The following is a 21,050-nucleotide window of genomic DNA, read 5'->3' on the forward strand; positions in this document are numbered from 1 at the left end:
AATCATCCCTTCTGGATCAACTTATGAATGGGTAATTTTATTGAAAAAACGGCACCGTTAAAACTATTCTCAAACAGGATATCGCCTCCCAGTTCTTTTACGACTTCTTTAACATATGAGAGACCAATCCCTGTTGAAGGTGTCCCAAAATGATCATATTTTGAAGTGAATCCAGGTTTGAATATGACAGTCTGATATTTTTGAGGAATTCCAGGTCCGGTATCAGCAACCCTGAATTCTACATTGTCGCGACTTTCACTCAAACTTAAATGTACGATTCCCTTTTCTTTAATTGCTTCCACTGCATTAGCGACTAAATTATTGAAAAGGGATAACACGGTATATACATGATAATGTGAATCGTTTTTTCCATCTAATGAGTATTCAAATTGAATATCCTTTCCTAATGATAAGGCATATTTTTCATTAATTCGGATGATTAAATGAAAAAGCTCAGCAGCATTCATATAATCCCTAAAGCTCTCATTGGAAATCAATTTGGAGAGACCAGCAAAAATTCGTTGATTATCTTTCTTGACTTCATGCATTTCACCCGCGATGCGCAATGCTTTTTGACTATATGGTTCTGTAGGAACATGAAAGTGTTTTTCCCGTTTTTCCAATGCTTTTAATTCCCGATACAAATCATACGATTTCTTTGTAATATTCTCTGCATTTTTTAATGTTTTTTTTAAGTGGATCGTTTCCTCGTATAAATTGGAAATGAGCATCAGCATATGTTCATTTTGTTTTCTGATTTGCCGTTCCCTTGATTGTGCTTCATATAGTTTCATCATATTAAAAAAGCTTAAAACGATAAAACTGTGGGCGAATGCGATCATGATCATCTCGTTTAGTGAACCTAACGTAATTGTTGTTTCTAATACAATATATTGAAAGATTAATTCTATTGAGTCAGACAATATTTCGATAATAAGACCAATAAATCCAATTATCAACGATCGGTTTTGAAAGCGATTGATTTTCACTAAATAAAAAAGAAAGGAGTAGGTGAAATAAAAAAAGAAACTTGGAAAATGAACTTGAAAAGAGGAAGACCAGGAAAAACTATCAAGCATGAAAAAGTCTATTAGAATACGAAATACCACAACCATTGTTCCTGTCAGGAAGCCTGAAAAAATGGCAGGTGTTTTCTGTAATAATAGTAAAAAGAAGAAAAGTACAGGCGGACCAAAGCTTACCCGAAACGTTTCATTTAAAGGATAAAAACTCAATTCGCCTGCTAACGGCACTGTTAACAACATCAAAGCAAGGATATTGACCTCTTTTTTCATTAACGTACTGAGATTCAAGTCGTCACCACCCAATTTGTTTAAAAAATCAGTATACAGTTTCATCGGCTTCAATACAACGCTTACTTTGTTTCTGAATAGAACGGCTTATTACGATTATGGTAATCCCAATCTTTTTTCTATATGTGAAATAAACACGTTTTTTTTGGTTTTTTATTTTTTGATTTTGTAGGTTTTCGTATGATTATGTAGTTCCCAATTTAAAATGAACGGTAGATAGAAATATTTGAAAGCGCTTAATAATATTTAGAATATTCATTGTGTTTTCATCGAATCTATTACAAGTAAGCTTGATGGCATTCGGAAAGACGCTCATATTCAAAAAAATGATACAACAACTGAAGAGGTGGAAGAATGTGATTGAAGAATTGTCAAAAGAGTATGACATTCATGTTAATAGTCAAAGAATAGCCGACTTAGATGAATGGGTAGCACATTACAGATCCTTTGCTACTGAAGGGCAAACCGCCAATTATATACCGGCATTGAGAAATGCACATTTACCGCAATTGGGCATTTGCATATTGGAGCCTGGTGGAACAATGATCAAGACAGGGGATTGGGAAGTCCCCTTCACGCTGCAAAGTATTTCAAAAGTGCTCAGCTTTATAGCCGCATGCTTGGGGTGCGGCATTTCTTATGTGCTAGAGAGGGTCGATGTGGAACCAACCGGGGATGCTTTCAATTCAATTATTCGTTTAGAAATGAATAAGCCGGGAAAGCCATTTAATCCTATGATAAATGCAGGAGCGATTACCATAGCATCGCTTCTCCCAGGGGATTCATCACGAAAAAAATTGGAATTTCTCTATGCATTATTTGAAAATTTGTTAGGGAAGCGCCCAACCATCAATGAGGAAGTATATCAATCTGAGTGGCAAACTTCCCATAGAAATAGAGCTTTAGCCCACTATTTAAAAGAGATGAATTATTTAGAGTCGGATGTAGAGGAAGCTTTAGAGGTCTACCTCAAGCAATGTTCCATAGAAGTAACCACAGAAGACATAGCCTTGCTTGGACTGATTCTTGCACAAGATGGATACCATCCTATTCGTAAAGAACAAGTACTCCCTAAAAAAGTGGCTAAGCTGGCCAAAGCATTAATGCTTACTTGTGGTATGTACAATGCTTCGGGGAAATTTGCGGCTTTTGTTGGGGTGCCAGCCAAAAGTGGAGTATCTGGCGGGATTATGGCACTAGTTCCTCCAAGTGCCCGAAGCGGAATGCCTTTTCAAGATGGATGTGGCATTGGCATATATGGACCTGCCATTGATGAATATGGGAATAGTGTAACAGGTAGTATGTTATTGAAACAAATGGCACAGGAATGGGATCTAAGCATTTTCTAAAAGCAGGGAAATTCATTCTTATAAAAAAGCAATCTTTAACAAGTGGTTATGTAATTCAGCAATTACTTTAAGATTCAGTTGAATGTACTTGAGACCAATCATAAATCCAATTACTTTAAGGACCTTATTATAAAGGAATAATTTTGGAAAGCATGGTGATGAACATATGAATAATTTGCAGCGAAAGATGGGAACGTTTTCGTTAACGATGGTAGGACTCGGGTCTATTATTGGCTCAGGTTGGTTATTCGGTGCTTGGAGAGCGGCGCAAATCGCAGGACCCGCTGCCATTATCTCTTGGATTATCGGGATGGTCGTTATTTTATTTATCGCACTTTCTTACAGTGAATTAGGGTCTATGTTTCCTGAAGCTGGGGGAATGGTAAAATATACGCAATACTCTCATGGTTCTTTTTTAGGGTTTCTTGCAGGTTGGGCAAACTGGATTGCAATCGTTTCCGTAATTCCAGTTGAAGCGATCGCTTCTGTTCAATATATGAGCTCATGGCCATGGGAATGGGCACGGTGGACTCATCGATTAGTAGAAAACGGAAGTCTTACTGGGGGAGGCCTGGCAATTGCTTCTGCCTTACTGATCGTGTACTTTTTATTAAATTACTGGACAGTTAGTTTGTTTTCGAAAGCTAATTCATTCATTACAGTCTTTAAGGTTATTATACCTGGACTTACGATTGGGTCACTTTTATTTGCAGGGTTTCATGGATCCAATTTTACCTCTGCAGGAAGTATCGCTCCAAATGGTTGGGCAAGTGTACTTACAGCTGTAGCAACTTCTGGTATCATCTTTGCATTTAACGGTTTTCAAAGTCCAATTAATATGGCAGGTGAGGCAAAGAATCCTGGACGTTCGATCCCAATTGCCGTAATTGGATCCATTTTAATTGCAACGGTCATCTACGTTTTATTACAGGTTGCGTTTATAGGAGCCGTGGATCCGTCCATGATCGTGAACGGATGGCAACATTTGAATTTCAATTCACCGTTTGCTGACTTAGCAATTGTTCTAGGCATAAACTGGTTAGTTATTTTACTATATGTCGATGCATTTATTTCTCCATCCGGGACAGGAATAACTTACACGGCGACAACGTCACGAATGCTTTATGGAATGGAAAAGAATAAATATTTGCCAAGCGTTTTTGGAAAACTGCATCCACTTTATGGAATTCCTCGTCAAGCCATGTTTTTGAATTTAGGGGTATCTTTCTTATTTTTATTCATGTTTAGGGGCTGGGGCGTTTTGGCAGAGGTTATTTCGGTTGCGACATTAGTTTCTTATATTACAGGTCCAGTCACAGTTATGACATTAAGGCGCACAGGTCAGAATTTGTACAGACCATTACGTCTAAAAGGATTAAGCATCATCGCACCACTTGGTTTTGTTTTCGCTTCCTTGGTTCTATATTGGGCAAGATGGCCGCTGACAGGACAAGTATTATTTATCATTATGATTGGTCTTCCCATTTATTTCTATTATCAATCAAAAATGAAATGGAAGGGATTCCGTCAAAACTTTTCAGCTGGGCTTTGGATGGTTGTTTACTTACTCTGTATGATGACCGTTTCATACTTAGGCAGTGAAAAGTTTGGAGGACTGAACATAATCCCATTTGGTTGGGATATGGTCATCATTACATGTTTAGCCTTAGGGTTTTATAGTTGGGCAATAAAGAGTGGATTCCAAACAGAATATTTGGAACAAGGACAAAAAGTAAATGAAGACTTGAGATCGATGGAGAACGACGTTGCATCCCAAACTGATAAAATGAACGCTGTATAAATGATGAAACCACTTCATTGGTTAGCATGTTCCAATAAGCTATTACATTCGTAGAATGACATCGAAAGTGCTTATTTCTATTTATATTGATGAGGACACAAAAAAGGGGGACGGCAAATTTAATTTGCCGTCCCCCTTTTTGGAATGTAAGAAAAGGCTGTTATTCTTTTATTTCACACCTGGTTTATCTTCATATCCGGCAGTGAAGATAGCAGCTAAAAATGTAATAGCAACTCCAACGATAACAACTGTGCCCATGTTATGACCTCCCTTTACCCATAATGTCCCACTTAAGTATAGGCTTAGTATACCCTAATTTTTAGCAGGAGTGCACACAAATTTTCTTGTCAGCATATTAATCATCAATTCTCAATGATTAAGCCTTTTTCGATACATGGAGAGTCAAGGGGGATTCGAAACATTGCCCGGCCACTTTTTAAAGTCTGACATGTTTGTCAGACTTGGAGCATAGATTTAAGTATTCTCTGAAAGTGACAGGGGGAGGTTCCTTAATGGATATTTTAAAGAAAATCGAAAAATTTAGAGAAGATGAACAGAAGCTGAAGTGGGAAGGCACCTTCGCAGAGTACTTAGAAATATTGAAAGAAACGCCTTTAGTTGCTCAATCTGCTCATTCACGTGTATACAACATGATCAGAGATGCAGGGATAGAGGAAGTAAATGGGACAAAGAAATACAATTTTTTCAGCGGTCAGTTGTTTGGACTAGAGGATTCACTGGAAAGGCTCATCGAAGAATATTTCCATCCAGCGGCAAAGCGGCTCGATGTCCGTAAGCGGATATTGCTTCTCATGGGTCCTGTGTCAGGTGGGAAGTCCACACTCGTTTCTTTACTGAAGCGTGGACTTGAAAATTATTCATTAAAAGACTCTGGCGCGATTTATGCAATAAAAGGATGCCCGATGCATGAAGATCCACTGCATCTCATTCCGCAGTATTTACGGAATGATTTTTTTGAAGAATATGGCATCCGGATTGAAGGAAACCTATCGCCGCTGAATGTAATGAGGTTAGAACAGGAGTATGGAAGCAGGATTGAAGATGTGATGGTCGAGCGTATTTTCCTTTCAGAGGATAAGCGTGTTGGAATTGGAACATTCAGTCCTTCAGACCCTAAGTCACAGGATATTGCTGATTTGACGGGCAGCATCGATTTTTCGACCATTGCCGAATACGGATCGGAATCAGATCCGCGTGCCTATCGCTTTGATGGTGAGCTGAACAAGGCGAACCGCGGGATGATGGAGTTCCAGGAGATGCTGAAATGTGATGAGAAGTTCTTATGGCATTTGCTATCATTGACACAAGAGGGGAATTTTAAAGCTGGCCGTTTTGCATTAATCAGTGCAGATGAACTCATTGTGGCTCATACGAATGAAACGGAGTATAAAGCGTTCATTTCCAACAAGAAAAATGAAGCATTGCATTCCCGTATCATTGTCATGCCTATTCCATATAATCTTAAGGTTACCGAGGAAGAAAAGATTTATGAAAAAATGATCCGTGAAAGTGATGTCTCGGATGTTCATATAGCCCCGCATACATTAAGGGTGGCGGCAATCTTCAGCATCATGACCCGCTTGAAGGATCCCAAAAAGGGCGATATCGATTTAGTGAAAAAGATGAGGCTTTATGATGGGGAAAATGTCGAAGGATTTAATTCCGCAGACATCAATGAATTGAAAAAAGAATACCAGGATGAAGGCATGAGCGGAATCGATCCGCGTTACGTGATTAACCGAATTTCCTCTACGATCATTCGGAAGGAAAATCCGTCCATTAATGCATTGGATGTACTTATGTCATTAAAGGCAGGTCTTGACCAGCATCCGTCCATTACGAACGAACTTCGGGAGAGGTATTTGAATTTCATTTCACTGGCTCGTAAAGAATACGATGCCATTGCAAAAAATGAAGTGCAAAAGGCATTTGTTTATTCGTACGAAGAGTCGGCGAAGATCCTCATGGATAACTATCTTGATAATGTCGAAGCATACTGCAATAAATCAAGGCTGCGCGATCCATTGACTGGGGAGGAAATTAACCCTGATGAAAAATTGATGCGCTCGATAGAAGAGCAAATTGGAATATCCGAGAATGCGAAAAAAGCATTCCGCGAAGAAATATTGATTCGCATTTCTGCATATGCGCGTAAAGGGAAGAGATTCGATTATAATTCCCATGATCGTTTACGGGAAGCGATCCAGAAAAAACTATTTGCGGATTTGAAGGATGTCGTCAAGATCACTACCTCAACTAAGACACCAGACGAAAGGCAACTGAAGAAAGTGAACGAGGTCATCACGAGACTTATCGATGAGCACGGATATAATTCGACTTCAGCCAATGATTTGCTGCGCTATGTGGGCAGCTTGTTAAATCGGTAATCCATAATTTTTTGCCCCTGCCCCATATCGGGCAGGGGTTTATCCCCTTTTGCGGAAGGCGAGAGGAAATCCAATCAATTCCTCTGAATTACATTGAAATCAGCACCTTCTGAAAGTGTTAAAGGGTCCTTCGAAAAGGAATGAGAAATAATGAGCCAAACAAAGCACCGGGCCCTACGGTATGAAGTGGAGCCCGGTGCTTTTGATTACTATTTAGTTACATTCAACCCATACTGCTCAATCAGTGTAATAAGTTGATTCGGTGATAGCTTGTCTTCGCTATGATCGATTTTAATTTCCCCATCATCAACATCGATGATTGCACGTTCCACACCTTCCGTTTTCAAAAGTATGGACTCCAGATTTAAAATCGGACCTTCTGACGTTGCTTCCTTTACATAAAGTGTAGTTGTTTGCATACTTCCTGCACCTCCTTAGATTTGTTCATGATGTTTTATCTATACCCGATATTTCCATAAGATATGTTACGTTTTGGATTTGGAAATATTGGGTATCAATAAGTAGGGGTGATGTTAAATGAGTAAAGAGGAATTGAAAAAAGAACATGTTCCGGAAAACAGCTCCATGGCCAAGGATTATGAAGAGATGAAAGAACTGGGGAAGCAGATGGAAAATCAAAGGACGAATGAAGAATTGAAAGAGTGGGATAAACGCCCAGGTACAGTTCAACATGAAATTGAGGAAGATAAAGATTGACGAATATCACATCCAGAATCAATCTATCTGTTTAAAAGGGGTGTCCAGAAAAACTACTGGGGCACCTTTTTTGTTGTATTTCATTGCTTTTGATGTCCTTGGAGGTTTCTGTTTTGCAGATCAATTACGTGGCTAAGTCAAAAAGATATTTTAAGTTATCCTATAATCCGACAAATAAAACCTGCTTTAAAAAAGAACAGACCTGATAATCATCAAGTCTGTTCTTTTTCTTGAAATACTTATTTACAGTAACATTTAGAAAACAACCTTATAGGGCCCATAATGCCCTTGCCAGGACTTGTCTAGTCCGTAGGCAAACGTCCATTATTGAATTTTGTTGTAAATTATCCTGCATCGCTGCATAAGATAGAGTAATACTTTTCTTTTAATCCGTTTTTTCGCACTGTATTTTTCATTGGAAAACCGGAATGATGTGGGCATTCCCACACTAACTTATTATATGAAGGAATGATGAAAAGCGTGCAAACATTTTTAAGGGGGGAAGAGAATGTCGGAAGAGAGTAATCAACAGTATGTTATCTCACAGGAAAATTGGTCCCTCCATCGGAAAGGTTTTGATGATCAACAACGTCATCAGGAAAAGGTGCAGGAAGCGATCAAGAATAATTTGCCTGATCTAATTTCAGAAGAAAGCATCGTAATGTCCAATGGCCGGGATGTTATCAAGATTCCCATTCGCTCCTTGGATGAATACAAAATTCGTTATAACTATGATAAAAACAAACATGTAGGGCAAGGCGATGGAGACAGTAAAGTGGGGGATGTGGTCGCAAGGGATGGCTCACCGTCCGATGCAGGAGCCGGTAAGGGCCAAGGTGCGGGTGACAAGGCAGGTGAGGATTATTATGAAGCCGAAGTGTCGATGATGGAATTGGAGGAAGCCCTGTTCAGTCAATTGGAACTCCCTAATCTTCAGAGGAAAGAACATGCGGAGCACACGCTTGAACACATCGAATTCAACGATATCCGCAAGACAGGCCTAATGGGAAACATCGATAAAAAGAAAACGATGATATCGGCTTTCAAACGGAACGCCTTAACGGGGAACCCGGGTTTTCATCCTATTTATAAGGAAGACTTTAAATTCAAAACCTGGAATGAGATTCAGAAACCTGATTCTAAAGCAGTTGTACTGGCAATGATGGATACTTCCGGAAGTATGGGGTTATGGGAAAAATATATGGCTCGAAGCTTTTTCTTTTGGATGAACCGTTTCTTGCGGACAAAATATGAAACGGTGGAAATCGAGTTCATTGCCCATCATACAGAAGCGAAAGTAGTTCCGGAAGAGGATTTCTTTTCAAAAGGGGAAAGCGGCGGTACGATTTGTTCGTCCGTATACCGAAAAGCATTAGAACTTATTGATCATAAATATGACCCCATGAAGTTTAATATCTATCCGTTTCACTTTTCCGATGGTGATAACCTAACATCAGATAACGTCCGATGCGTTAAGCTTGTTGAAGAACTCATGAAGGTTTCCAATATGTTCGGGTATGGAGAAGTCAATCAATACAATCGTCACTCGACATTGATGACAGCTTATAAAAATATCGATAATGAAAAATTCAGATACTATATCCTTAAGCAAAAGGCTGACGTTTTCCACGCAATGAAGAGCTTTTTTAAAGACGAGGAAAGTAAGAAGTATGCATAAAAAGGGAAACGTGGTAAGTGAAATTTTCAGATCAAAATAATTGTAGGTTAAAAAGGCGTACGATTCACATTGTACGTCTTTTTTCTAATCTTCCTTTTGGCAATGTCAGGGTGACGGATAAGACCAGATGAAAAGGCCGTTGCTCAAACGGCCTTTTCAAATCTCCTTTATTTATATCATCCGTTTGAAGTTTTATATTCACAATATTTATAAAGTTGAACAGAACCAAAGAAAGACAAAAAACAACCATACCCTTATATTTAGTATGGTTGTTTTACAAAATTTCATGACTGGTTTTATTGGGTAGTTACATATTCATTATTTCCTGCACGCATTCCAACAATGAAAATAAGTGCCGATATTGCGGCCAACATCAATAAGGGAACTGTCCAGCTGTGTGTAATGTCATGTAGCAATCCGAATAATACAGGTCCAATGGCAGCTAAGAGGTACCCGAATGATTGAGCCATTCCTGATAATTCCGTCGCCTCATGGGTGCTTTGTGTTCGAAGACTAAAGAACATCATGGATAAACTGAATATGGTTCCGACCCCAATTCCAATCAATATCATGCATACTGGTATGAATAGAGTGCTTCCATATAATATGCCGAATATCCCTGTGATAAGGAAGACGACAGGCGGGACCACTAACAGACGCTGACTTTGTAGGCGTCCAGCTAAAATTGGCACAAGGAATGTTATAGGAATGACGGCAAGCTGCATGATGGATAGCATCCAACCAGCCTCATCAGCGTTCAGCCCTTTTTGCTCCAGGATTTCCGGCATCCAGGTAATTACTGTATAGAAGATAAACGATTGCAATCCCATGAAGAATGTTATTTGCCAGGCTAACCCAGAACGCCATAAGTTAATCTTTTTATCCTTTTGTGCCGTTTGCACATCCTTACCTGATTTGAATTGCCGTCTTAATTGCGGCATCCATAAGAAAGCTGTAATAAGGGATAAGATTCCCCAACATCCAAGGGCACCAGCCCATCCCAATCCCGATGAAGAAGCAAGGGGAATGCTGATCCCGGAACCTATTGCGCCACATAAATTCATGGAAACAGCATAGGTTCCTGTCATCAAACCGATATTCCTGGCAAAGTTATGCTTGATCAGACTGGGTAACAATACATTGCCGATTGCAATGGCTAACCCGATTAAAATGGTCCCTATGAACAATGTTGGCACTCCGCCAACTGAGCGTACCCCGATCCCGATTGTTAATAATATCAAGGAAAGGAAAAGTGTAAGTTCCATTCCAAAACGCCGTGCTATCCTAGGTGCAAATGGTGATAATAAAGCGAAAGAAAGCAAAGGCAATGTCGTTAATGAACCTGATAATGTATTGGATATCCCCAGGTTATCACGGATCGAAGTGACAAGGGGGCCAACAGATGTTAAGGGAGCCCTCAGGTTTGCCCCAAGAAGAATGATCCCGATGATGAGTAGTCCAACCTTGGGTTTAATATCCATTTTTGTTTGTTCTAGTTGATTTGCTGCTTGGTTAATGCCCATATTCTCCTCCTTACTTACTCTAAAGATTTTTTGAATTGTGCAATGTATTCATTCACAGTTTCGATTGCCCGGTTCGCATCTTGTTCGATGATGGCATCTACAAGATTGCAATGAATGTTCAAATGAAAGTTCACATCAGAACTCATCTCCACTATCTGGTGGATGGATTCATGCAGGGGGTGTTCCATATGTTCGTACAAATCAATCAATAAATCATTATGTGATGAAGCCATAATCGATTTATGTAACTGGATATCAGCTTCTTCGTAAGCCTTGATATCCATTGCCCTGGCAGCTTTACTGCATGCTGATATATGATATCGCAATCGTTCTATATCTTCTTGATTACGTCTTAATGCCGCTAACTGAGCTCCCTCTCTTTCAAGGGCATGACGGACCTCTAACGTTTCTAATATACTTGACTGCTGGATCCTTCTTTCAAAAGCAGCCCCCAAGGCACTTGATGACCTTACGAATGTTCCTTTTCCTTGTTTCGTTACTAAAAGGCCCGCATAAACAAGTGATCGTACAGCTTCTCTTAATGTATTTCTGCTTACATCGAACTGTTGGATCAAATCTATTTCAGGGGGGATTTGATTTCCAATTTTCCATTCACCTGATTCGATTAACGATTCGATTTGGGAAACGACTTGTTCTACAAGTGATAAGCGATTTGTTTTAGATATGGTCAATATTCACACCTCAAATTTGTAGGATGATTGGTTCATTGGTTATTTTAACATATGTTTATTGAAGATGGAGCAAACGAAGTATTTTAAATCCAAATTTGTTTCCCTTTTATTCTTCAGAAAAAAGTTGCAGTTGATTTTAGAAATTAGCCCCCTTTCCGCCGACTGTCTGCCAAGCCTCATCAAAGCAAGCGCCTGTAGTGTCTCGGCTAGCCAGTAATTCTGCAGGCGTGTCTCAAATTTCTTCCATCCAATAAGCGTTTAGAAATTGCCGAAAAGGTGTATTCTTGGGAAGATATAATTTATAAATGGGATTTCTTTAAAAAGAAGCTCAATTCTATCAATGGAATACCTTTTTCTTCTTCTGCTAACGAAACAGGTTAGCAAAAGAAGGAGGAATTAAATTTAGTGGAGATTTAATCTTATTAGGAATGGTATCTTGCCTAGAGGAATTATCAATGGAAGAACAGGATGGTTTATTTGAAGGAATATAAGTTTATGTTCCGAGGGGGATCAGTTGGTTGATGAAAAAATAGCGTAACATTATTTTTTACATTGGTACTTCAATTGATGGCTATATTGCGAATGATGATGGTACATTGGAGTGGTTAGAATCAACAGAAGTAGAAGGAGACTCAGGCTACAATGCCCTTCTGGAAAGAATTGATACTGTCGTTATGGGAAAAGGAACTTATGATGTCATTCGTGGATTTGATATAAATTATCCTTATATTGATTATAAAAATTATGTATTTTCTAAATCTGTTAGTGGTTCTGATGAATATGCTTCATTTATTGATGAAGATGTCAAAACTTTCATTAAAAAGATAAAACAAAAGCCTGGTAAAGATATATGGTTAATTGGTGGAGGAAACTTAGCTCGTGAATTTTTTAAAGAAAATTTAATTGATGAATTCCAACTAGCCATTGCACCAATTATTTTAGGGAAAGGAATTTCCCTTTATGTGGGAGATGATATTGCGCTAAAATACACATTAACGAAAGTAGAAAAATTAGGTCAGCTTACTATGCTTCATTATATAAAAAAATAGTTTTGATCATCTTTCCCTTTTCAACTACATTTATTACTGAAAACCGATCGATGTTTATATAACTAACGATGAGCTTTAGTATAATAAGTTAATAAAGATAAATAAAAGGAAGGGCACAGTTTAAATAACTGTGCCCTTTTTATTGTAATATACTAAAATCACCGAAAAAACTCGGTGCAAATAGTTGTATATAATAACTTGCATTTTTTAGATTAAATAGTTTGTGACAGGTAAAAGAACCGGTTACTTTCAAGGCCGGTTTTCTTTAATATAGGAAAAGCTAACAAGGCTATCCGTTCTCATCTAAAAAGAAAAGAGGGGCCGGCTGTAGGTTTTCTGTTTCTTGTATCGGTTCAATTTCGCTTATAAATTCCAAATAACCGGAATATACCTGCGAGGCCATCCCTAAATAGTGCAATTCAGTGTGGATGATTCCCTTCTGTGGTGAATGGTACATATACATATTTTCATCCCTCCTTTCTATAAAAAATAGGCCAGCCAGTTATAGGAGTTAATCGAACCATTATGAACGTTATTTTTATTTGAGCTCATTCTTAATACTTCAAATATTGGATGCTCAAGGTTCGAAGTCCTTGGATTTGACGAAGGATTTTTGTTTTGTTACGAGTATTTGTTTTATTAAATCAGGATTAAAAAATGTGATAAACATTTTGGAATGGTCGTAAACGGAATTTAGCGACTTCCCCATATTCCTTGGCCAATCGGGTCAGAAAGCCGATGGTATCAGTTTGGAACTCCTTTGTATGTCCGTAAATAAGCCTTCCTTTTGGAACCTTTGGAGATGTGCGGAAGACATCATCAGCGTGGCTCAATGTAGTTTTCCCCTTTCTTTAAAATAATTACATATAATCATTCTATGAGGATAAGCTAAATCGGTTTGGACAAGTCATTAAAGAAAGGGCAAATAATTCTATGGAAAAAATAAAGTTTCATAAGTTAGCAAAAAAAAACTCTGGATGAATAGAGCCAGAGTCTTTCATGAAAGCTTTGGATTAATGGTTTTCAAGTTCTTTCTTCATCGTCCCCATGCAGGAAACGATCATTTTTTTTATTAATGGGCCCGCCAAATTGTGCATTGATTTCCTTAACCACTTGATCTAAAAACTCATCGGATATTATTGGATTTTTAGTTTTTTTGTGCATGTGTTTTTCAACAACCCTTTCTGGAAATCGTTGTTAGGATCAATAATGAAGGATACGTTATCAACATAACCTCACTGATAATAAATTATTCTTTCTATGGCGAACATTTTCACTCGCTTTTACATTTCACGGAAGCGTTTATTATAAACATTTCGCTTAGAGATTATGGTAAGGGGGATATGTTAGTGGATCATTTTACAACCAGAGGGGTGAACCCGATGTGGAAATGGCCCAATTACCTCTAGGTAATTGGGCGGAGGTATATTCATTTCATTAAGGGAACAACTGCCTTAAATATGTTATTAGCTGATCACGAAGTTCAGGTCGTTTCATGGCGAAATCTAATGAAGCTTGGAGGAAGCCGAATTTATCGCCGACGTCATATCGATTTCCTTTGATGATATACGAGTATATTGGTTCCCTTTCTAACAGAAGGTCTAAAGCTTCGGTAAGCTGGATTTCCCCATTCCGATCGGGCTGTGCGGTTTCAAGGATTTTAAAAATCGCAGGTGATAAAATATATCGTCCAATAATCGCCTGTGTTGATGGTGCATCCTCCACTTTTGGCTTCTCCACCAAGTTTCTTACCAGAAATATATCCTCATATCGTTCTTGGAAATTTACAATCCCATACTTGGATACATCGGCAGGTGATACATCCTTACATCCGATAATGCTCGTACGAACCTTGTTATACCGTTCCATTAACTGCTTCAAAGCTGGAACCGGGCTATCCACGATATCATCCCCTAACAAGACGGCAAAAGGTTCGTCTCCGATAAAAGTTTTGGCACATAAAACTGCATGCCCCAGGCCTAAAGGTTCCTTTTGTCTTACATAGTGGATATCCACCATGTTGGAAATGTTCTCCACGATTTTAAGCAGATCATTTTGACCTTTCATTTGCAGAAGCATTTCAAGTTCAATGGATTTATCGAAATGATCTTCGATTGCACGTTTGTTTTTCCCAGTAACGATGATAATATCTGTAATCCCTGATTGTACCGCTTCCTCGATAATATATTGAATGGTCGGCTTATCGACAATCGGCAGCATTTCCTTTGGTTGAGCTTTCGTCGCAGGTAAAAATCGTGTTCCTAAACCGGCTGCTGGAATCACCGCTTTCTTTATCATAGCCCAGCCCCTTTTTAAGGTTCTTTAATATGTTTTTTGTTCTACCCTTCATTTTATGTGGTCATTGGTTGACCTATTTCAAAATGGGTTAAAATAAATCCCTGAAATAGAATAGATTTACCTTTGAAGCAAATATTATGGATATATGAATTGAGTCAAGAGGTGTATATTTTGCCAATTGAAAATCAAGAGAGAGTTCAAATCCTTTTTGCCTTACTCGTCATTGTTTTATATCTTTCTCCTTTATTCATCCTTGGGGAAAATGCGCATATTCGCGTACATGATAATTTGGATTCCAACCTTGCCTGGTATAAAGTCCTTTCAGAGAGCGGTGAGTTATTCGGTGCAATAGACGCCAAAATTCCCCAGATTATGAATGGGCTGCCCCGAAATGCTTTTGGCAGTGAGTTCAGTATTATCGTGTGGCTTCATTCACTTTTTCCGACAATGGTTGCATATGCAATGAGCCAGGCATTAACAAGGTTTATTGCATTCTTTGGTATGTATATCCTATTAAAGAAACATTTGATTACAGGATCCCGATCAGGCTGGATTAGGGTTGGAACATCCTTAGCCTTTGCCCTTACCCCATTCTGGCCATCGGGAATGCTCAGTACACTTGGAATGCCGCTTGCACTTTGGGCTTTTTTGAATATTCGCGGCAAGGACCATTCTTGGAAGAATTATTTGGTCCTTACACTTTTACCGCTTTATTCAAGCATCGTACTTGGCTTTTTCTTTTTCCTTGTTGCAATGGGGTTTCTTTGGCTAACGGATTTGATCAGGAAAAAAGGATGGAATATAACGTTTCTTCTTTCAATCGTGTATATGACGGTCATTTTTGGAATGGTGGAGTATCGTTTGGTTGCTTCATTCATTTTTGATTCGGAGCCAAACAGCAGAGATGAATATTTTCACGCAAGGCTGCCCCTCGAGTGGGTCATTAAACTTACATTCAAAAACTTTGTTCTTGGCCATACGCATGTCATGACTGTACATGCGCTTATCATCCTGCCGATTACCATTTTTGCCTTTTATATTATTCTGACCAAAAAACTGTGGAGACAGGAAAAGGTATATGTTTTTTTATTTTGCTTGAATTTTATCCTCTCAGCGTGGTACGCATTTTGGTTTTATAAAGGCTGGGTTCCTTTAACGGAAAGGTTTCACACCCTGGATACCTTTAATTTTGCCAGATTTCACTTCTTAAGGCCGATGGTCATTTACGTGGGGTTTGCCCTCGCGATAAAGATCATTTGGGAAAACAGCGATTATGCTAAGAAAACCCTTTCTATTTTCATCGCCGTTCAAATTATGGTCTTGATGGGATTCAATGAAGAAATCACTCATAATAAAAAACCTTCTTTTAAAGAGTTCTATTCAGAAAGCCTTTTTCGGGAAATAAAAGATCATATTGACCTTCCGCAAGAAGAATATCGTGTTGCCAGCATTGGACTGCATCCCGCAATTGCACAATTTAATGGATTTTACACGCTAGATAGCTATAACAATTTCTATCCACTTACTTATAAACATCAATTTCGTCAAATAATTGAAAACGAATTGGCTAAGAATAAAAACATCAGAATCTACTTTGATGAATGGGGAGGACGTTGTTACCTATTTTCCGATGAGCTTGGGAAGCATTATATGTTCAAGAAAAGCTCGAGGAAAGAGCTGGAAAATTTAGACCTTAATATGGATGCGTTTAAAGGATTAGGTGGCAAGTATATATTTTCTGCCATACCAATCAACAACGCGGAGGAAAACGGATTGGTACTAGATAGGATTTTCACAAAAAAAGGAAGCGTATGGAAAATTTATTTATACAGAGTCATGTGAAAAGGGGGGAATAGAGTGAATTCACCGATACTGACGATTGTTGTACCTTGTTATAACGAAGAAAGCGTATTGCAGGATACCATTTCCCAGCTTTGTGGATTGGTGAGGGGGTTAGTTGAAGAAAACGTTGTTTCTGGTCAAAGTAAAATTCTATTGGTTGACGATGGAAGTAAAGATCAAACTTGGAAGATCATTTATAAGGAAACGATAAATAATGAATTTGTTCGTGGGCTAAAGCTTTCCCGGAATGCAGGACATCAAAATGCACTTCTGGCAGGATTGTTTACAGCTAAAGAAGCCTCGGATTGTGTGATCTCCATTGATGCAGATTTACAAGATGATATTCAAGTCATCCCTGAATTCATCCGGAAATTCAATGAAGGGTGTGAAATTGTATACGGTGTCCGCCAGAAAAGGGACCTTGATTCATTTTTTAAACGAACATCTGCAACTGGTTTTTATAAAATGATGAACAAGATGGGGGTTAACCTTGTCTATAATCATGCGGATTTCCGGCTAATGAGTAAAAGGGCGATCGCGGAGTTGGAACGATTTGATGAAACGAATCTTTTTTTACGGGGAATCGTACCGCTCATTGGGTTTAAGACGGACTCTGTTTATTATGATCGAAAAGAAAGATTGGCTGGGGAAACGAAATATCCATTTAAGAAGATGGTTGCTTTTGCGCTTGATGGCATTACTTCCTTTTCAGTTACACCGATTCGGCTTGTTTTATGGCTAGGATGTCTTTCGTTTTTCATTAGCTTACTCTTTGGGTCTTACTTTTTATGGTTAAAGTTTTATGGGCAGACCGAGACTGGATGGACTTCATTAATCACCTCCATATGGTTGATCGGTGGCCTACAGCTGATTGCTGTCGGCTTGATTGGGGAATATATCGGTAAAATCTATAATGAATCCAAACGCCGGCCTAAATATATAGTTGATCTGGACCTATTTAATCCGCTCGATTTAAAAAAACGGGAGCAACTAGACAATGAACGGAACAGTATTGAAAAACTATCTAAAACACACTAACTCCTTTATCCGCTTTTTATTGGTTGGGATAGTCAATACAGCGCTTGGACTTTCCCTCATGCTTTTTCTCATGAATGTTCTTGAATTATCTTACTGGGTCTCCACCTTTATCGGTAATGGTACGGGAGCTGTAACGAGTTTTCTTTTGAACAGGACTTTTACCTTTAAAAGTGATATAGAATGGCGAAGGGGAGTTGCACGTTTCTTTTGCGTCATCCTGATCTGTTATTCCGCCGCATATTCTTTAGGCCAAGCTATTGCCGAATCAATGGAAGGATCCGTTCATTTACCCATACAACAAAATGTGGCTGTGATGATAGGAGCCATTTTTTACACAGTTCTCAACTATATTGGTCAGAAATACTTTGTCTTTAAAAAAAGCAATTTAAGACCAATTCAAGAAGGCAGGAACTAATTAGGATGGAGCAGTGGGATAATGCCCCCGATTGGATGGGAATTAAAGTGGAATCGAAAGCGAAAATCAATGCAAGTATAACGACTCAAGCTGGGGGCAGATCTGTTTCACTTCATCCTTCACACTCTCCAAGTGGCAATCATTTATTCCTTTTCTGACCATCTTTTGTTCATTCACTCTTTGTTTTTTTTCTTTTTGGACGCTCCGTTCCTCCCTTCGAACCATGTGTTTGCATGACTTATGTAATATACGTCAAGAATAAAACCTCGCATACAAAAAATAATTATATTTCCGAGCAAAATTTTCATTTACTTTTCCATTTCACGGGAGTATGATAATCAACAGTTTCATATTTCTAAATCGCTTAAACCTTATGGTGCGGGGGACCCGGTATTGGGATTGTTACAACAATCCAAGGGGTGAATCCTTTCAAGGTAGGGCTACTCTTAGGTCCGAATCCGACAGCTAACCTCGTAAGCGTTATATGAGAAGGAAGGTGGAGCTTGTTAGACAAAAAAATTGATGTCTACAGGTCTATTTAGTTATGACTTGTAGGCATTTTTCTATTTCTTCTTGTATTTTGCTACAGCAGGGTAGCATAAAATTATAAATTTAATATGGTGGTGAATACTTGATGTTATCTTCTATAAAGAGATTCTTGATTGGGAGACCTTTAAAATCAAATGCACTTGGTGAACAAAAGCTTAACAAAACAAAGGCTTTGGCGATATTATCTTCTGATGCTTTGTCTTCGGTTGCTTATGGACCTGAGCAAATATTGATCGTTCTGATCACTGTCGGTGCTGCAGCATTCTGGTATTCCCTCCCTATCGCAATCGGAGTATTGATCCTGTTAACCGCCTTGATCTTGTCCTATAGACAGATCATTTTCGCTTATCCGCATGGCGGGGGGGCATATGTGGTTTCAAAAAATAATTTGGGAGTCAATCCAGGGCTGATAGCTGGAGGATCCTTATTGGTGGATTATATATTAACTGTGGCTGTTAGTGTTTCTGCAGGTACGGATGCAATCACGTCCGCTTTTCCCGGCCTGCATTCATATAATGTCATCATAGCCATCATTTTCGTCATTCTGCTTACAATCCTGAACTTGCGGGGGGTTACGGAGTCGGCCTCTGTTTTGGCCTATCCGGTGTACCTATTCGTTTTAGCATTGTTCATCTTGATTGGTGTCGGGATTTACAAGATTTTGACAGGGGGAGTTTCACCTGAATTGCACACGCCCATCGGGACTCCGGTAGCGGGCATCAGTTTATTCATACTGCTAAGAGCATTTGCGTCAGGAAGCTCCGCATTGACAGGAGTCGAAGCTATTTCCAATGCAATCCCGAACTTTAAAGATCCGGCACCGAATAATGCGGCGAAAACTTTAATAGCGATGGGTTCCTTATTAGCTGTATTATTTTCGGGAATCGTATTCTTAGCCTATTCTTTAAGCATTGTCCCTAGCGCAGAGGTAACGGTCGTCTCCCAGGTTGCTGAAGAGATCTTTGGACGGAATTTCATGTATTTCTTCATTCAAGGTACAACTGCTTTGATCTTGATACTTGCGGCCAATACTGGCTATTCGGCCTTCCCTCTGCTTGCGGTAAATCTAGCGAAGGATAAATTCATACCGAGGGCGTTTACGATCAGAGGGGACCGATTAGGGTATTCCAATGGAATAATCATACTGGGACTTGCCTCGATCATCTTAATAGTCTCATTTGAAGGACATACAGAAAATCTCATTCCGCTTTATGCTGTAGGGGTATTCATTCCATTTACTCTGTCCCAGACCGGGATGATTGTTAAATGGATCCGCGAAAAGCCAAAAGGCTGGATGTTGAAATTAACCATTAATTCAATTGGTGCCATTATTAGCTTTATCGTCACGATGATATTCTTCTTGACCAAGTTTACTCAGGTTTGGCCTGTTTTGATTTTTATACCTATTATCCTGTTAATTTTTCATCGAATCAGAAAGCATTATGAAGCAGTTGGTGACCAACTAAGGATTACAACATGTGAGCCGATCTTGCCAATTGAAGGAAATATCATTATCGTACCTGTGGCCGGGATAACTCATGTGGTCGAGAACTCTTTAAATTATGCAAAATCTCTTTCAGCGCATCAAGTCATTGCCGTTTATGTTGCTTTTGAAAGAGAAGATGAAAAGAAATTCGAAGAAAAATGGAAAAAGTGGCAGCCGGATGTCCGACTGGTTACACTGAATTCTTATTACAGAAGTATCATTCAGCCATTAACAAAATTCGTGGATACGGTTGAACATAAGGCGAGTGAATCCAATTATAAAGTTACGGTGATCATCCCCCAATTCATTCCGAAGAAGGGCTGGCACAATATTCTTCATAACCAATCAAGTTTACTGATCCGTGCCTACTTACTTTATAGAAGGAATGTGGTTGTTACGACTGTGCCATATCATTTGAAGAAGTAAGTTCCAGTATCTAAGAAATATAGAAGCCCAGACTGCAGGCAAACTTGAACTGCCTCGTAAATGTTAGACACCAAACTAACATTTACGCGGTGTTTTTTTTATGGCTTGTACAATTTGGGGCGTTTATTTCAGCTCCTTTCCGCAGGCGGTCCTGAAGCCCTCTCGGCTTTGCGCCTTCGTGGGTCTCCCTTATGGACACGCTTTTCCCGCAGGAGTCTTGCACACCCACTCCAATCAACTTGGTTATAGCATTTAGTTAGAAACCAAACCAGGGGATTTGAAGGTGTCGCTTCGGGGCAGTTGGTTCCTTCATTTGATGAAAGAGTCGTTTTCCGAACTCCTTATGTCTACAAACTGATAGGAAGCCTAAATATGGTTTTCTTTTTTTATAATCTTATAACTAAAAAGACAGTCCCTACAGATGCTTTTCTTCAACTAACTCCCCCGGTAGTTGAAGAAGAACATT

General features: G+C 39.0%; 19 protein-coding genes and 1 riboswitch. Of the genes, 11 read left to right on the forward strand and 8 right to left on the reverse strand.

The genetic code is table 11. The features are described from left to right. Window positions 1–2 precede the first annotated feature (2 nt). Complete coding sequence (locus JNUCC41_RS13425) at window positions 3–1,265, reverse strand: ATP-binding protein (protein ID WP_192208158.1); 1,263 nt, start codon at window positions 1,263–1,265, stop codon at window positions 3–5. 407 nt (window positions 1,266–1,672) lie between these two features. Between JNUCC41_RS13425 and JNUCC41_RS13430 the strand changes: the two genes are divergently transcribed. From JNUCC41_RS13430 to JNUCC41_RS13440, 3 genes are all read left to right on the forward strand, one after another. Next, entirely contained in the window at window positions 1,673–2,662 is a 990-nt protein-coding gene (locus JNUCC41_RS13430) for a glutaminase (RefSeq protein ID WP_228467656.1), read from the forward strand. 166 nt (window positions 2,663–2,828) lie between these two features. Next, entirely contained in the window at window positions 2,829–4,463 is a 1,635-nt protein-coding gene (locus tag JNUCC41_RS13435) for a glutamate/serine transporter AimA (protein ID WP_192203435.1), read from the forward strand. A gap of 512 nt (window positions 4,464–4,975) precedes the next feature. Next, window positions 4,976–6,871: a PrkA family serine protein kinase gene (locus JNUCC41_RS13440; RefSeq protein ID WP_192203436.1), complete on the forward strand. Its 1,896-nt coding sequence runs from the start codon at window positions 4,976–4,978 to the stop codon at window positions 6,869–6,871. 209 nt (window positions 6,872–7,080) lie between these two features. Here JNUCC41_RS13440 and JNUCC41_RS13445 read toward each other — a convergent pair whose 3' ends face one another. Next, window positions 7,081–7,290 (reverse strand): hypothetical protein, encoded by a 210-nt coding sequence (locus JNUCC41_RS13445; RefSeq protein WP_063235974.1) that lies wholly within the window; start codon window positions 7,288–7,290, stop codon window positions 7,081–7,083. Between the two features lie 118 nt (window positions 7,291–7,408). On the opposite strand from JNUCC41_RS13445, the gene JNUCC41_RS13450 reads away from it, so the two are divergent. Together JNUCC41_RS13450 and yhbH are read left to right on the forward strand one after the other, a co-directional pair. Beyond that, entirely contained in the window at window positions 7,409–7,588 is a 180-nt protein-coding gene (locus JNUCC41_RS13450; RefSeq protein WP_063235975.1) for a hypothetical protein, read from the forward strand. A 508-nt stretch (window positions 7,589–8,096) separates the two neighbouring features. Next, on the forward strand, window positions 8,097–9,266 hold the full coding sequence (gene yhbH / locus JNUCC41_RS13455; protein ID WP_192203437.1) for a sporulation protein YhbH: 1,170 nt from the start codon (window positions 8,097–8,099) through the stop codon (window positions 9,264–9,266). 296 nt (window positions 9,267–9,562) lie between these two features. Here the strand turns inward: yhbH and JNUCC41_RS13460 are convergent, their stop codons facing one another. Then, window positions 9,563–10,789 carry a CynX/NimT family MFS transporter gene (locus JNUCC41_RS13460; RefSeq protein ID WP_192203438.1) on the reverse strand — a complete coding sequence of 409 codons (1,227 nt, stop codon included), beginning with the start codon at window positions 10,787–10,789 and terminating at the stop codon, window positions 9,563–9,565. 14 nt (window positions 10,790–10,803) lie between these two features. After that, entirely contained in the window at window positions 10,804–11,481 is a 678-nt protein-coding gene (locus JNUCC41_RS13465) for a FadR/GntR family transcriptional regulator (RefSeq protein ID WP_192203439.1), read from the reverse strand. Window positions 11,482–12,077: 596 nt separating this feature from the next. On the opposite strand from JNUCC41_RS13465, the gene JNUCC41_RS13470 reads away from it, so the two are divergent. Further along, window positions 12,078–12,530, forward strand: coding sequence for a dihydrofolate reductase family protein (locus tag JNUCC41_RS13470; RefSeq protein ID WP_192203440.1), 453 nt, complete (start codon window positions 12,078–12,080; stop codon window positions 12,528–12,530). 289 nt (window positions 12,531–12,819) lie between these two features. Here the strand turns inward: JNUCC41_RS13470 and JNUCC41_RS13475 are convergent, their stop codons facing one another. The 4 genes from JNUCC41_RS13475 to galU all read right to left on the reverse strand — a co-directional run bounded on the left by JNUCC41_RS13475 (window position 12,820) and on the right by galU (window position 14,828). After that, window positions 12,820–12,993: a hypothetical protein gene (locus JNUCC41_RS13475; RefSeq protein WP_192203441.1), complete on the reverse strand. Its 174-nt coding sequence runs from the start codon at window positions 12,991–12,993 to the stop codon at window positions 12,820–12,822. 187 nt (window positions 12,994–13,180) lie between these two features. Beyond that, on the reverse strand, window positions 13,181–13,363 hold the full coding sequence (locus JNUCC41_RS13480) for a hypothetical protein (RefSeq protein WP_192203442.1): 183 nt from the start codon (window positions 13,361–13,363) through the stop codon (window positions 13,181–13,183). A gap of 190 nt (window positions 13,364–13,553) precedes the next feature. Next, on the reverse strand, window positions 13,554–13,694 hold the full coding sequence (locus tag JNUCC41_RS13485; protein WP_192203443.1) for a hypothetical protein: 141 nt from the start codon (window positions 13,692–13,694) through the stop codon (window positions 13,554–13,556). Window positions 13,695–13,967: 273 nt separating this feature from the next. Beyond that, window positions 13,968–14,828 carry a UTP--glucose-1-phosphate uridylyltransferase GalU gene (gene galU, locus JNUCC41_RS13490; protein WP_192203444.1) on the reverse strand — a complete coding sequence of 287 codons (861 nt, stop codon included), beginning with the start codon at window positions 14,826–14,828 and terminating at the stop codon, window positions 13,968–13,970. Window positions 14,829–15,005: 177 nt separating this feature from the next. On the opposite strand from galU, the gene JNUCC41_RS13495 reads away from it, so the two are divergent. From JNUCC41_RS13495 to JNUCC41_RS13515, 5 genes are all read left to right on the forward strand, one after another. Then, entirely contained in the window at window positions 15,006–16,670 is a 1,665-nt protein-coding gene (locus JNUCC41_RS13495) for a DUF6044 family protein (protein ID WP_370662577.1), read from the forward strand. A 15-nt stretch (window positions 16,671–16,685) separates the two neighbouring features. After that, window positions 16,686–17,708: a glycosyltransferase family 2 protein gene (locus JNUCC41_RS13500; RefSeq protein ID WP_076367686.1), complete on the forward strand. Its 1,023-nt coding sequence runs from the start codon at window positions 16,686–16,688 to the stop codon at window positions 17,706–17,708. After that, on the forward strand, window positions 17,668–18,123 hold the full coding sequence (locus JNUCC41_RS13505) for a GtrA family protein (protein WP_192203445.1): 456 nt from the start codon (window positions 17,668–17,670) through the stop codon (window positions 18,121–18,123). The genes JNUCC41_RS13500 and JNUCC41_RS13505 overlap by 41 nt, the downstream gene beginning before the upstream one ends. A 5-nt stretch (window positions 18,124–18,128) precedes the next feature. Then, window positions 18,129–18,281, forward strand: coding sequence for a hypothetical protein (locus tag JNUCC41_RS13510; RefSeq protein ID WP_192203446.1), 153 nt, complete (start codon window positions 18,129–18,131; stop codon window positions 18,279–18,281). A gap of 193 nt (window positions 18,282–18,474) precedes the next feature. Then, a riboswitch (cyclic di-AMP (ydaO/yuaA leader) is annotated at window positions 18,475–18,619 on the forward strand. 138 nt (window positions 18,620–18,757) lie between these two features. Continuing rightward, window positions 18,758–20,584, forward strand: coding sequence for an APC family permease (locus JNUCC41_RS13515; protein ID WP_192203447.1), 1,827 nt, complete (start codon window positions 18,758–18,760; stop codon window positions 20,582–20,584). Window positions 20,585–21,050 lie beyond the last annotated feature (466 nt).

It is taken from the genome of Brevibacillus sp. JNUCC-41 (assembly GCF_014844095.1).
Lineage (GTDB): Bacteria > Bacillota > Bacilli > Bacillales > DSM-1321 > Peribacillus > Peribacillus aracenensis.

What these genes read in the sequence shown, in the direction of transcription:
- JNUCC41_RS13440 (WP_192203436.1), top strand. Translation starts at nt 4,976, where the DNA reads ATGGATATTTTAAAGAAAATCGAAAAATTTAGAGAAGATGAACAGAAG.
- JNUCC41_RS13505 (WP_192203445.1), top strand. Translation starts at nt 17,668, where the DNA reads ATGAACGGAACAGTATTGAAAAACTATCTAAAACACACTAACTCCTTT.
- JNUCC41_RS13460 (WP_192203438.1), bottom strand. Translation starts at nt 10,789, where the DNA reads ATGGGCATTAACCAAGCAGCAAATCAACTAGAACAAACAAAAATGGAT.
- JNUCC41_RS13425 (WP_192208158.1), bottom strand. Translation starts at nt 1,265, where the DNA reads ATGTTGTTAACAGTGCCGTTAGCAGGCGAATTGAGTTTTTATCCTTTA.
- JNUCC41_RS13445 (WP_063235974.1), bottom strand. Translation starts at nt 7,290, where the DNA reads ATGCAAACAACTACACTTTATGTAAAGGAAGCAACGTCAGAAGGTCCG.
- galU (WP_192203444.1), bottom strand. Translation starts at nt 14,828, where the DNA reads ATGATAAAGAAAGCGGTGATTCCAGCAGCCGGTTTAGGAACACGATTT.
- JNUCC41_RS13510 (WP_192203446.1), top strand. Translation starts at nt 18,129, where the DNA reads ATGGAGCAGTGGGATAATGCCCCCGATTGGATGGGAATTAAAGTGGAA.
- yhbH (WP_192203437.1), top strand. Translation starts at nt 8,097, where the DNA reads ATGTCGGAAGAGAGTAATCAACAGTATGTTATCTCACAGGAAAATTGG.
- JNUCC41_RS13475 (WP_192203441.1), bottom strand. Translation starts at nt 12,993, where the DNA reads ATGTATATGTACCATTCACCACAGAAGGGAATCATCCACACTGAATTG.
- JNUCC41_RS13515 (WP_192203447.1), top strand. Translation starts at nt 18,758, where the DNA reads ATGTTATCTTCTATAAAGAGATTCTTGATTGGGAGACCTTTAAAATCA.
- JNUCC41_RS13450 (WP_063235975.1), top strand. Translation starts at nt 7,409, where the DNA reads ATGAGTAAAGAGGAATTGAAAAAAGAACATGTTCCGGAAAACAGCTCC.
- JNUCC41_RS13485 (WP_192203443.1), bottom strand. Translation starts at nt 13,694, where the DNA reads ATGCACAAAAAAACTAAAAATCCAATAATATCCGATGAGTTTTTAGAT.
- JNUCC41_RS13435 (WP_192203435.1), top strand. Translation starts at nt 2,829, where the DNA reads ATGAATAATTTGCAGCGAAAGATGGGAACGTTTTCGTTAACGATGGTA.